The 12,330-nt window shown below is 55.0% G+C and carries 10 protein-coding genes; all 10 read right to left on the bottom strand.

All coding sequences use genetic code 11. The features are described 5' to 3' along the window. Window positions 1-57 precede the first annotated feature (57 nt). The 10 genes from FEK50_RS22625 to FEK50_RS22580 all read right to left on the bottom strand — a co-directional run bounded on the left by FEK50_RS22625 (window position 58) and on the right by FEK50_RS22580 (window position 12,316). Window positions 58-2,415, bottom strand: a complete 2,358-nt coding sequence (locus tag FEK50_RS22625; protein ID WP_135524496.1) for a prophage tail fiber N-terminal domain-containing protein — start codon at window positions 2,413-2,415, stop codon at window positions 58-60. Window positions 2,416-2,479: 64 nt separating this feature from the next. After that, a complete protein-coding gene (locus FEK50_RS22620; RefSeq protein ID WP_131162672.1) occupies window positions 2,480-3,079 on the bottom strand; it encodes an Ail/Lom family outer membrane beta-barrel protein in 600 nt (199 codons plus the stop codon). 67 nt (window positions 3,080-3,146) lie between these two features. Further along, window positions 3,147-6,545 carry a host specificity protein J gene (locus tag FEK50_RS22615; RefSeq protein WP_138211681.1) on the bottom strand — a complete coding sequence of 1,133 codons (3,399 nt, stop codon included), beginning with the start codon at window positions 6,543-6,545 and terminating at the stop codon, window positions 3,147-3,149. A 60-nt stretch (window positions 6,546-6,605) separates the two neighbouring features. Further along, complete coding sequence (locus FEK50_RS22610) at window positions 6,606-7,154, bottom strand: tail assembly protein (protein ID WP_240780292.1); 549 nt, start codon at window positions 7,152-7,154, stop codon at window positions 6,606-6,608. After that, complete coding sequence (locus tag FEK50_RS22605; protein ID WP_131162625.1) at window positions 7,151-7,894, bottom strand: C40 family peptidase; 744 nt, start codon at window positions 7,892-7,894, stop codon at window positions 7,151-7,153. Before FEK50_RS22605 ends, FEK50_RS22610 begins: the two co-directional genes overlap by 4 nt. A gap of 5 nt (window positions 7,895-7,899) precedes the next feature. Next, entirely contained in the window at window positions 7,900-8,598 is a 699-nt protein-coding gene (locus FEK50_RS22600) for a phage minor tail protein L (RefSeq protein ID WP_131162626.1), read from the bottom strand. Continuing rightward, window positions 8,598-8,927: a phage tail protein gene (locus FEK50_RS22595; protein WP_131162627.1), complete on the bottom strand. Its 330-nt coding sequence runs from the start codon at window positions 8,925-8,927 to the stop codon at window positions 8,598-8,600. Before FEK50_RS22595 ends, FEK50_RS22600 begins: the two co-directional genes overlap by 1 nt. Then, complete coding sequence (locus FEK50_RS22590) at window positions 8,924-11,485, bottom strand: phage tail tape measure protein (RefSeq protein ID WP_131162628.1); 2,562 nt, start codon at window positions 11,483-11,485, stop codon at window positions 8,924-8,926. Before FEK50_RS22590 ends, FEK50_RS22595 begins: the two co-directional genes overlap by 4 nt. Continuing rightward, window positions 11,478-11,912: a phage tail assembly protein T gene (locus FEK50_RS22585; protein WP_000459480.1), complete on the bottom strand. Its 435-nt coding sequence runs from the start codon at window positions 11,910-11,912 to the stop codon at window positions 11,478-11,480. The genes FEK50_RS22590 and FEK50_RS22585 overlap by 8 nt, the downstream gene beginning before the upstream one ends. Further along, the gene (locus tag FEK50_RS22580; RefSeq protein WP_131162629.1) at window positions 11,894-12,316 is read right to left on the bottom strand and encodes a phage minor tail protein G; all 423 of its coding nucleotides are present in this window, start codon (window positions 12,314-12,316) and stop codon (window positions 11,894-11,896) included. The genes FEK50_RS22585 and FEK50_RS22580 overlap by 19 nt, the downstream gene beginning before the upstream one ends. Between the last annotated feature and the right edge of the window lie 14 nt (window positions 12,317-12,330).

Here is a 12,330-nt window from a genome sequence, read left to right as displayed (position 1 = left end):
CAATATTACTTGACCACTACAGTTCTCTGTTATCGAATCGTAATGTTATATCCCGCATTATACGTATTCCTTAAGCTGCGTATCTGACAATGCTCTGTTCCAGAAACGGAGGTTTTTTATATGACCATTAAGGTGTCGTAATCCTGTCGTCGTTTGTCCCCCGATACGAATCACAGCAGCTTCACGAATATATTTCCATACTGTTTTTGTTTCTGTGCTTATATGCTTATTTGCAAATGAGCATGTCATGCCGTCAGCCTTAACCCTGAATCCCATAACAAGCTCTCTTACTCCGCATGACTCATATACACGTCGGTTAGCCCCGCCTATATCGCAATACGAATAACCGTCCTGACTAATAGTTCCAGAAGAACCAAACCCCATAATAAATGGGCCTCCGGACTGGTGATTTTCTGAATCAATGACACGCGGTGCAGCATTATGAGAAATAAACCAGTTTTTATGGACCTCCACCATGAACGTAAAAGGCATGGTATACATATTTTTCATCAGCGGAAATTTACATAAATCTGATGCACGAGTCGCTGGCTCTGTTGTCGTTATGATGAAGGAAGTTGCACAAGCACCATACTCGAATTGCGGGGTGGTTACTTCTATCCAGTCACCTGTTGCAAAAGACCCCACAGCTCTGTCGGCTGCAATTTGCAGCTGCGTACCAACCATTCCCCATTCTGGCAGACATTTCAGTGTTGCCTGAAAATATATCCATCCACTTCCAGGGTCGATTTCAAAGTTTGCTGTTAATAGCTGGGCATTACCACCCGTAATTTGTAGTTCATGAGTCTGTAATGACAAATAGGCGTCACAAAGGAAAGTGTATCCTTCCGAGTTATACCGTTCAAAACGGATACGTGCGCGAACATTGAGATCACTTCTTACCCTGAACGACGCGGTAACATACGGACCTTTACTGTACTGATCATCGCCAGTCACATCTATGCCTTTATTACCAGCAACTGTGCATATATTTCTCCCTGTTGTCGTTCCTGCTATCTCGCTTCCTACCGTGAAACGTCCATATTTAAACTCAAATTCATCTGTTGATGATGTTACAGATATACCACCGCTTTTATTCCACGCATCAGGATTAAAACTATTTACGAACATGTTTGTTCGCTGATTCTCTATCAGCAAACCATATTTTTCAAAGCGAGGAACGTTATTAGCTGCTACGGTAATATGCCCGGACTTATCAATATACGTTGCTGATGAAGCGCGGCTAAATTGGCATATGCCATTAACAGGCATTGTTATTTCATCACTGCCGATGGTTATTGTTTTATAGCCCGGCGCATACCCTGTTATCGCTTCCAGAGAATCATTCAAGGGTAGCCAGATATCAGGAAGCGGAGGGACAGAAGCAGGATCAGCGGCATCTTCTGCAATCCGGGCTGCATTCTCTGCTCTTGTTGCGGCTGACGTTGCTTCTGTCTCGCTAGCTGCTGCTTTTGTTTCACTCGTCTTTGCGTTAGTTTCACTGGTTTTTGCAGCTTTTTGGCTATTAGCTGCCGCTGTTGCAGAATCAGCTGCGGCACTCTCGCTTTGGGCTGCTGCATCCTGACTGTTTTTCGCCGCAGTTTCGCTGGCTTTGGCATTCGTTTCGCTGGTCTTCGCTGCCGTCTGGCTGGACTTTGCGTTAGTTTCACTCGTCTTTGCAGCTTTCTGGCTGTTAGCCGCAGCAGTTGCTGAGCCAGCAGCTGAAGTCGCAGAACCGGCTGCCGCGCTCTCGCTTTGGGCTGCTGCAGCCTGGCTGTTTTTTGCCGCAGTTTCACTGGCTTTAGCATTCGTTTCGCTGGTTTTCGCTGCCGTCTGGCTGGACTTTGCGTTGGTTTCACTCGTCTTTGCTGCTGTCTCGCTGTTTTTCGCGTTGGTTTCTGATTTTTTGGCTGCTGTCGCGGAGTTTGCCGATGCAGTCTGTGAGGCCGCTGCCGCCTGTGCGCTGTTAGCTGCATTCGTTTCTGAGGTTTTCGCCGCGTTCTTCGATGATGCCGCTGCAGTTTCGGATTTCTTTGCCGCCGTTGCGCTCTGAGAGGCGGCTTCGGCGTTGCGTGCCGCTTCTTCCACCATTTCCTCAAAACGACGCAATGCCTCCGGCATGACATCATCTTCCGTCATGGCACCGAGAAAATCATTCAGCGAACCTGGTCTGGAACCTTCATAGACGGTAATGGTCCCGGCATGTGAAGGCGGAAAACCTTCAACCAGCAGGGTGACGCTGTACTGGCCATACTCAACATCCATGCTGTAACGCCCGGCTTCATCCGGATTTTCAGAGGCTACCGTGTTCACCAGTACCGTGGTGCTGTTACGCTTTGCCTTCAGTTGAATAGTGCAGTTCTGTATTGGTTTTCCCGCACCATCTTTCAGCACACCTGAGATTTTTACTGCTGCCATATCCACTCCACAAAAAAGCCCGCCTGAACCGGCGGGCTGTCATAACACTGTGTTACCTGGCTAATCAGAATTTATAACCGACACCCACGATGAAACCGTCAGCGCGCCAGTCGCCACTGCCGGAACCTTCATAAGCAAGGTCAATGGCCACGGATTCGGTCGGGTTAAACTGCACGCCAGCCCCCCATGCCAGAGACGTGTCGCTGTGGCGACCGTCATCACTTCCGGTCAGCACATCGTGCGTTTTCCCCTTGTTGTCAGTTACGCGGAGATAATCCCCGGAGAACGTCGAAACACGGCTGTAAGCCACACCCGCCATCGCATAAGCACTGAACCATTCATTCACGCGTACAGACGGCCCCGCCATCACGCTGAACCAGCGGTTACGCACTGAATCTTCATGCCAGCGGGTATCGCTGTAACGGGTAATCTGGCGATTCTTGTCTCCTGCATAGCTGAATGACGTCACCAGCCCCAGCGTGTCCGTAAATTCATAACGGTATTTCACGTTAATACCCTTCAGGTCATCGTTGCCGGGCATATCAGTATGGGACTGAAGATACCCGCCGCTTAGTGTGGACTGATGCTCTGCTGCACTCGCTGGCGTACCAGCGGCGACCAGCCAGACTACTGCAGACAGAATAACAGCACATAATTTACGCATAATTACCTCTCGCTTTTCTGCAATAAAAAAGGCGCCATTTCTGGCGCCCGTATTTGGGTTATAAAATTCAACTGATACTGATACCGGCTGTTGATTTCTTCATCACGACAACAAGAAGGTCGCTGATACTGGTCGTTGGCGTCCAGTTATTAGCACCATATGAAGAAACATTGAAAGTCAGGGTGACATGACCGTGTCCGGCAGGCATATCAATGACGGATGAAAATACCCTGCTGACATCCGTCGCGGGTTGCTGAAAGATTTCCTGTCCGTTCTTCAGCACCTGCAGCTTACAGGTTGAATACCAGTATGACTGTTGGTTGTTGCTGTTGAAGTTTTCATGCTTACCACCGCGAAACAGAACGGGTGGGATTACTATCTGACGGTCAAAAGCCTGGTCATCGTACACCGTGACCGTTATTGTACCGCTGGCATAACTGCTATTTCTCGGAAAGGCTTTTCCCACCGTTTTGACAATATCACCTTCAATCTGGTTGGCAGACAGTTTTCCCAGAATCTGACAGTTCTGGTTAATCGTGACATTATTGAGCGTTCCGGAGTTCGCATTCACGTTACCGCTGATATCGGCATTTTTCGCCGTCAGCCGCCCGTCCGGTGTCAGGGAAAATACCGGCGGATTGCCGCCGCTGGTAATGGTTGGCGCCGTCAGATACTTCAGGAACACTTCGTTCATGAATATCTGGTTGCCCTGCGCCACAAACATCGGCGTTTCATTCCCGTTTGCCGGGTCAATAAACGCGATACGGTTAGCGGCAACCAGGAACTGGCTCAGTTTGCCTTCCTCCGTATCCTCCATGCTGAGGCCAAGCCCCGCGACATAATGCCTGCCGTCTTCGGTCTGCTCAATTTTGACGCCCCACATGGCATTCCATTTATCGTTGGCGTCTTTCCACTCTTTGGAAAACTGATCCAGTCTGCTGGCGTTATCCTCCGTCAGGTCGACTTTTTCCAGCAGCTCCTTGCCGAGATGGGATTCGATTATCTGGCCTTTGAAAAAATCCAGGTAACCTTCCGCATCATCGCTCGCCCGACCGACAGCCTCCACGAATGCCGATTTGCCAACAGTATTCACACTGCGGATATAAAAATAATAATCATGGCCCGGCTTGATATTGATACTGGCAGCTATCCAGTACAGCGCCGTACCAAGATAACGCGCGCTGGTTTCAACCTGCCTGATATCCGCAATCCGCTTTTCCGAGAACCAGAACTCAAACTGTACCGTCGGATCATAAACCGCAAGATGCGGCGTTGCGGTTATCTGAAAATAGCCCGGCGTCAGCTCAATCCGCGACGGTGCTGCAGGCGCGGCAATCCGGAACGATACCGATGCCGGATCGCCCTGCTGTCCCCAGGCATTTGCCGCCCGGACTGTCAGCCTGTAGTTTCCCAGCGCCAGTTGCGTGAAGCGGTATGTGGTTTCCGTCGTCCGGGCCGTGCTTACCAGCCGCTCACTGCCGTCATCCGCTGCCACGGTCAGACGAAGCATAAAGCTCACCCCCTTCACCACCTTCGGCGTATCCCAGCGCGCCAGCACCTGGTATTCCCCGCTGTCTGCGGTGACTTCTGCAGTCAGATGCTGCACTGCTGGCGGTGTGACACCATTCACCGTGCCGCTCTGGTCACCGTCAAAGTGCGCCCCGTTATCCACGATGGCTTCTTTCTCCGGTACATGCTGCACGGCAGTGATGGCATACGTACCGTCATCGTTCTCACGGATACTCACACAGCGGAACAGGCGCTGGCGCAGCGTCGGCAGCTTCAGCCCCCACACGCTGTACTCGGCAACGCCGTCAGGAACCCGGCTCACTTTCACCTTCACGCCGTCGGTGACGGACTGGACCTCCACGCTCACCGGATTGCCACTTCCGTCAACCAGGCTTATCAGCGTGGTACCGGAGGATGGCAGCGTGATTTCACGGTCGAGCGTCAGTGTCCGCGTCTGGCTGTTCACCGCCAGCACGCGCCCGCCGATGCTGATACCCGCATAGTCATCATCGCAGATTTCAATGACATCGCCCGGTACATGGCGAAGCCCTTCTGCGCCCACGCTGAAGTCCACGGTCTGCGTTTCCAGCAGCTCCGTTTTAATCAGCCACAGCCCGGCGCGGTGTGCCTGCCCCCGGCTGGTACAGCCAAAAGCATCCATCTTCGTGACGTTACGACCGTAACGGAGAATGGCCTGCGTGTCCTCCACAAGCTCTGTCGCCGTCTCCCAGCCGTTATTCGGGTCAATCCAGTTCACCTCAACGGCATTATGGCGGTCCTTCAGGGCGCTGAAGCTGTAGCGGAACGGCGCGCCATCATCCGGCATCACCACATTACTGCGGTTATAGGTCCACACCTTATCCGACGGTCGGTCCTGCACGAACGTCAGCGTCTGTCCGTTCCATACCGGCATACAGCGCATCGCCGAGCAGAAATCGCTGAGCACATCCCACGCCTTACGCTGTGTGGTCAGGTAAGCATTACAGGTGATGCGCGGTTCTGTGCCGCCAAAACCGTCTGGCACCGACTGGTCGCAATACTGGCCGATGACATACAGCGCCCATTTGTCCACATCCGCCGCACCAAGACGTTTCCCCATGCCGTAGCGCGGGTGGGTCAGCATATCCCACAGACACCAGGCCATGTTGTTGCTGTATGCTGGCTTAAACGTTCCGTCCCAGATACCGCTGTATTGCCGCGTCTGCGGGTTATAGTTCGACGGCACCTGCAGAATGCGCCCGCGAAGATGATAATTACGGCTCACCTGCTGGCTGCCGAACTGTTCCGAGTCCACCTGCACGCCGACCAGTGCCGTGTTCGGGTAGCACTGTTTCACATCGATGATTTCGGTGTATGACGACCAGAGCGTTTTGTTCTGCAGCTGGTCTGTGGTGCTGTCCGGCGTCATCCTGCGCATCCGGATATTAAACGGGCGCGGCGGCAGGTTACCCACCACCACCGAGGCCAGATACTGCGAGGTGGTTTTGCCCTTAATGGTGATGTCTTTTTCCGTCACCCAGCCACCGTTACGCTGTATCTGAACCAGCAGGCGGACTTCCGACGGATTCCGGTCCCCCTTTGAAGTGGTTTCCACCAGAGCCTGCACACCGAAGGTAAAGCGCAGACGGTCGATGTTTGCAGACGTGATGGTCCGGGTGATCGGCGTGTCATATTTCACTTCCGTACCCAGCACCGTCTCGGATCCGGAGGATTCAAAACCCTCCGGCGGTGTCTGCTCCTGCTCACCTGCCCGGAACACCACCGTGACACCGGCGATGTTGGTATTCCCCTCACTGTCCAGCACCGGTGTACTGTTCAGCAGCACGCTTTTTAATCCATCCACCGGACCTTCTATCGGCCCTTCGCTGATGGCATCGATCACACTCAGTAACTGCGTGGATTTCAGGTTGTCCTTCGCTTCGCGCGGGGTATGCCCCTTACTGCTGCCTTTACCCATTCGTCATGCTCCATAAACGACAAAACCGCCCGCAGGCGGTTTCACATAAAACATTTTGCATCAGCGACCAATCACCACAACCTGACCACCATCCCCTTCGTCTGCCGTGCTGATCTCCTGAGAAACCACCCGCGACCCCACACGCATTTCACCGTACAGAACAGGCAGAACATTGCCCTGGGCAACCATGTTATCCAGTGAGGAGAAATAGGTGTTCTGCTTACCGTTATCCGTTGTCTGTGTACGGGGAGTTCTGGCTTTCGGTGCCAGCATCTGAGCCACACCGCCCAGGATCATACTGGCCCCTGCCGCATACATGCCCGATACAGCCGCGGCACCCAGCCAGCCCACAGGGTTCCACCATGCCACCGCAATCAGCGCCGCACCCAGCACTGCCTGAAAAACACCGCCACTTTTAGCTCCCGCCAGACGCGGCACAATGTGGATCACGGCACCATTTGCCAGCGGTTCATTAAGACGGGCAGATAATTCGGTTTCGCCTGCATCACGCCCGGCAATGCGCACCTGATACCAGCCCTCATTCAGTTTCTGGCGAAACGACGGAAGCTGCGTGGCCAGCGCCCGGATGGCTTCGGCCCCCGTTTTCACACGAAGGTCGATGCGGCGGCCAAATCGTTGTAAATCCCCGTAAAGGCAGATGCGTGCCATGCCCGGTGACGCCAGAGGGAGTGTGTGCGTCGCTGCCATTTGTCGGTGTACCTCTCTCGTTTGCTCAGTTGTTCAGGAATATGGTGCAGCAGCTCGCCGTCACCACAGTAAATGGCGGCATGATTCGGCACCGATGAACCAAAACAGCACAGCAGCACATCGCCCGGTTGTGCTGATGACAACGGCACCTGATACAGCCCTGTGGCCTCCAGATTATCCAGATAGAGATTCTGACCGTTACGCCACCAGTCATCCTCGCGATGAAAATCCGGCATCTCAATCCCCGCCAGATGATAAGCATCCCGGAACAGCGTGTAACAGTCCGTCACCCCGTGCTCAAAGCGCCGCCCGGTGAGATGCGGCACACAGCGGAACTTATGAATCGCCCCCCGGCAGACCAGCCACCACGGCAAATCACTCTGCACCTGCAGCCGCCGGTCGGCCTCACTCAGCCAGGGCAGACCACCGGGGTGGCTGTGGACCAGCGCCACAATCTCACCCTGCATTTCTGCCCGCAGCCAGTCCTCCGGCGACATCCGGAAATACTCCTCCGGCTCACCGGAGATATTCACGCAGGGGAAATATTTTTCCCCCTCCGGCGTTCTCACCACGAAGCCGCACGACTCCGCTGGCGCACATCGTCGGGCGTGCGCCAGAATCGCTGATTCTGTCTCTGTCATGGGATTTACTGCGAAAGTTTGTTAATGGAAAGGAAGCCGCCAAAATTGCCGACATTATTGCGAAACTTACAGCCACTCAGGCATTTGCTGCATTTATCCTTCGTGATATCGGACGTCGGCTGGTCATATTCATCCGCGACCGCCGGACCGTTATAACCGCACTCATCACCGCGATAGGTCCAGGTGCAGGTATTAGCCAGCATGATGCGCCCCGGAAAAACGGCACCATCCGTTTCAGTCGGCGTGGACAGTACAAAGGAGGCACTGACCGCGCTCAGTTCGCTGCACTGCTCGATGCGCCAGCGGCTAATCACCTCCTGCTCCGGATCGGCGTCGCTGTTTCCGTTGACGAAGTTCACCGCATCCAGAAAACGGGCATAAACCTTACGCCTGACCACCGTTCCGCCGACCAGACTCTGCAGATCTTCCGCCATCCCGGTGACCATGCCGTACAGGTTAGAGACTGCCAGCGTGGGGCGCGTACTGGTGCCTTTGCCATTCAGTTCGAAACCACTCCCCTGAATGGGATACGCCTGATACTGTCGCCCCTGCCAGGTGACCGGCTCACCTTTTTCGTTCAGCTCATTACAGAAAAAATAACGTTCTCCACCAACCTCTGTCAGATCGATTTCCCAGAGCACCACGCTGGCAGACTGCTCCGCACGGGTGCATTCATTCAGTGTTTCCTGTCGGATATCCTGCATCAGTTCACCACCTGTTCAAACTCTGCGCTGAACTCAACACGCAGCATACTGACCCGCGACGACCATTTTGCGCAGGTCACCTTTATCTGCCGCCAGTCATAAGGCGGCGTCCACAGAAAGGCCTTCCAGCCCCCGTGCTCAGCCAGAAACGACTCCAGCGCCGCGGCCTCCCAACGGGGAACAGAAAGCGTCACGCTGTACGTTTTCAGGTCGGCATTCAGCCCGGCAGGCGCTCGCTGGGAATAGCCATCACCAAAGCGCACCTTCCTGACGGAAGGGGCCGAAGCCACATCCATACCGGGTTTCACTTTCCAGCGGAAGGTTTTCATCGTCCACCTCCGGAGAACAGGCCACCATCACGCATCTGTGTCTGAATTTCATCACGGGCACCCTTGCGGGCCATGTCATACACCGCCTTCAGAGCAGCCGGACCTATCTGCCCGTTCGTGCCGTCGTTGTTAATCACCACATGGTTATTCTGCTCAAACTTCCCGGACGCCTGCGACCGACTGTCCGCCATGCTGCCCGGTGTACCGACATAGCCGCCGGTGGCATAGCCGCGCATCAGCCGGTAAAGATTCCCCACGCCAATCCGGCTGGTTGCCTCCTTCGTGAAGACAAATTCACCACGGTGAACAATCCCCGCTGGCTCATATTTGCCGCCGGTTCCCGTAAATCCTCCGGTCGCAAAATGGAGTTTCGCCGCAGCTGCCTGAATGGCTGCACCACCTGACGCTGATGAGCCGCCACCGGTAGCACCTCCAATGGCGCTGCCGATACTCCCGACAATCCCCACCATTGCCTGCTTAAGCAGAATTTCTGTCATCATGGACAGCACGGAACGGGTGAAGCTGCGCCAGTTCTGTTCACTGCCGGTCAGCATCGCCGCCATATTCTGTGCAATACCATCAAAGGTCTGTGTGGCTGCACTTTTAACCTGCGACATACTGTCCGTGGCGCTCTCTTCCCACTCACTCCAGCCTGACTTGAGGCCTGCCATCCAGCTCCCGCGAAGCTGGTCTTCAGCCGCCCAGGTCTTTTTCTGCTCTGACATGACGCTATTCAGCGCCAGCGGATTATCGCCATACTGTTCCTTCAGGCGCTGTTCCGTGGCGTCCCGCGCTGCCTGCCGGTCAGTCAGCCCCCGGTTTTTCGCCTCAATGGCTGCCCGTTTTGCCCGTTGTTGCTGTGCGAATTTATCCGCCTGCTGCGCCAGCGCGTTCAGGTGCTCCTGATACGTGACCTTATCGCCAAGTGCAGCCAGCTGGCGTTTGTACTCCAGCGTCTCATCTTTATGCGCCAGCAGGGATTTCTCCTGTGCGGACAGCTGGCGACGTTGTGCCGCCTCCTCCAGTACCGCGAACTGACTTTCTGCCTTCCACAAATCCCGGCGCTGCTGGCTGATTTTCTCATTCGCTCCGGCATGCTTCTCCAGCGTCCGGAGTTCTGCCTGAAGCGTCAGCAGGGCGGCATGAGCACTGTCTTCCTGACGATCGCCCGCAGACACCTTCACGCCGGACTGTTTCGGCTTTTTCAGCGTCGCTTCATAATCCTTTTTCGCCGCCGCCATCAGCGTGTTGTAATCTGCCTGCAGGATTTTCCCGTCTTTCAGTGCCTTGTTCAGTTCTTCCTGACGGGCGGTATATTTCTCCAGCGGCGTCTGCAGCCGTTCGTAAGCCTTCTGCGCCTCTTCGGTATATTTCAGCCGTGACGCTTCGGTATCGCTCTGCTGCTGCGCATTTTTGTCCTGTTGACTCTGCTGTTCAGCCTTCTTTCGGGCGGCTTCAAGCGCAAGACGGGCCTTTTCACGATCATCCCAGTAACGCGCCCGCGCTTCATCGTTAACAAAATAATCATCCTTGCGCAGATTCCAGATGTCGTCCGCTTTCTTAAACGCAGCCTCTGCCTTAATCAGCATCTCCTGAGCGGTATCAGGACGACCAATATCCAGCACCGCATCCCACATGGATTTGAATGCCCGTGCTGTCCTGTCTGCCCAGGTCTCCAGCGTGCCCATGTTCTCTTTCAGGCGGCGGGTCTGGTCATCAAACCCTTTCGTTGCGGCCTCGTTCGCCGCCTGCAATGCCCCGGCCTCATCGCCGGAACGCTGCAACTGAGCAACATACGCAATCTGCTCCGCCGTCACGTTATGGAACTGGCGCGCCATCGCTGTCAGCCCTGACGTCGGGTCTGTGGTCAGCTTCCCGAAGGCTTCAGCGACCTTGTCCACCTCCACGCCGGATGCAGAGGAGAAACGCGCCACACTCTGGCTGATGGACGCAATCTGAGCCTCACCGCTTACCCCCGCCTTAACCAGTGCGCTGAGTGACTCGCTGGTCTGGTTAAACGTCAGCCCTGCCGCCTGCCCGGCTCTGGACAGGACCAGCATACGATCTGCCGTCAGACCTGACTGATGACCGGAAAGGACCAGCGTTTTGTTGAAATCGGACAGGGTTGAGTTACCCTGATACCAGGCATACGCCAGCGCACCGGTCGCCACCGCCAGCGAGGTGGCCCCGACCATCGGCAGGGTGATCGCACCGGCAAGCCCCCGGAACATGGGGATCATCCCGCCGAAGGAGTCCTTAACCTGACCACCCTGTTGCAGCAGGATCAGCCACGGGCTTTGCCCGCCTGCAAGCTGCGTGGCCACGTCGGTGAACTGTGCAGGCAGCATACGCATGGCGGCTTTATACTGCCCGACGGAAATCCCCGCTTTCTGTGCAGCCAGCGCCTGCCGGCTCAGCGACTGTTCAACGACTGCCGCTGTTTTTTTCGCATCAGTTTCCGTACCGGAAAAATGACGCCTGACTCTGGCCATCTGCTCGTCAAATCTGGTCGCATCCAGACTTAAATCAACGACCAGATCGCCTACCGGTTCAGCCATACCGGACTCCTCCTGCGATCCCTTCTGATACTGTCATCAGCATTACGTCATCCTCCGTCATGTCCGCCACATCCGGGGAAGCGGGGATAACTTCATTCCCGTCCGGGCCAAAACGAACGCCTCCGGCAAGCCCTGCCGCTTTCTGCATCAGCACATCATCTTCAGGCTCTTCGTCAGCCTCGCGCCGGTTCAGCAGACTGAAATCCAGCGGATGCATCTCCGGATCGCTGAAAAACAGGCTGAGCACGGTGTACGTCAGCCCGGAAAAGTGCATATCCAGCAGAACATCATGAAAATAATGGGTACTGTAAAAGCGGTGCCAGTCGGCATACTCCGTGGATGACATCCCGGCAAGCATGGCGCGCCAGTCGGGTCGCCCCATCTCACGCGCCAGTTTCAGGGCAAAACTCAGCTCACCGTCGAACACTTTCCCGCAGAAACAGGCTCTGCAGCCCCGGCGTCCTCTGCCTGTTCAGGGGCATTATTCACCACAAACTCAGACATTCCGGACAGACGTAACACCACGTTTTCAGCCTGAGCAATTGCCTCCGTGGGCCAGGTGGTAAGCACTTCCTGCTCAATCTGCGTAATGGCTTCATTCATGGACGGCAGCTTTGTCTTCTGCGGATGGTTATGCCACAGAGACATCGCCACCAGAAACGCCCCGCCTCTGATAAGATCCTCTACAGACACCTGCAGGTTGCCACTGGATTCAGCCTTTTTTTCCTGCTCTTTCAACCAGGCAAGATGCTCAATACGCTGCAGGGCTGACAGTTCAGAAAGCGTGACGGTCACACCGTTATGTTCAAATGATTCGGTTTTCAGGAACATCGCTGACTCTCCGG

Origin of the sequence: Escherichia sp. E2586 (genome assembly GCF_005781105.1) — a bacterium.
Taxonomy (GTDB): Bacteria; Pseudomonadota; Gammaproteobacteria; order Enterobacterales; family Enterobacteriaceae; genus Escherichia.
Note: the sequence above shows the minus strand (reverse complement) of the source record. Positions and strands in the feature narration are given on the sequence as shown.

Excerpts from the sequence above, each read along its gene's own strand:
- FEK50_RS22625 (WP_135524496.1), bottom strand. The coding sequence starts at position 2,415 with ATGGCAGCAGTAAAAATCTCAGGTGTGCTGAAAGATGGTGCGGGAAAA.
- FEK50_RS22620 (WP_131162672.1), bottom strand. The coding sequence starts at position 3,079 with ATGCGTAAATTATGTGCTGTTATTCTGTCTGCAGTAGTCTGGCTGGTC.
- FEK50_RS22615 (WP_138211681.1), bottom strand. The coding sequence starts at position 6,545 with ATGGGTAAAGGCAGCAGTAAGGGGCATACCCCGCGCGAAGCGAAGGAC.
- FEK50_RS22605 (WP_131162625.1), bottom strand. The coding sequence starts at position 7,894 with ATGACAGAGACAGAATCAGCGATTCTGGCGCACGCCCGACGATGTGCG.
- FEK50_RS22600 (WP_131162626.1), bottom strand. The coding sequence starts at position 8,598 with ATGCAGGATATCCGACAGGAAACACTGAATGAATGCACCCGTGCGGAG.
- FEK50_RS22595 (WP_131162627.1), bottom strand. The coding sequence starts at position 8,927 with ATGAAAACCTTCCGCTGGAAAGTGAAACCCGGTATGGATGTGGCTTCG.
- FEK50_RS22590 (WP_131162628.1), bottom strand. The coding sequence starts at position 11,485 with ATGGCTGAACCGGTAGGCGATCTGGTCGTTGATTTAAGTCTGGATGCG.
- FEK50_RS22580 (WP_131162629.1), bottom strand. The coding sequence starts at position 12,316 with ATGTTCCTGAAAACCGAATCATTTGAACATAACGGTGTGACCGTCACG.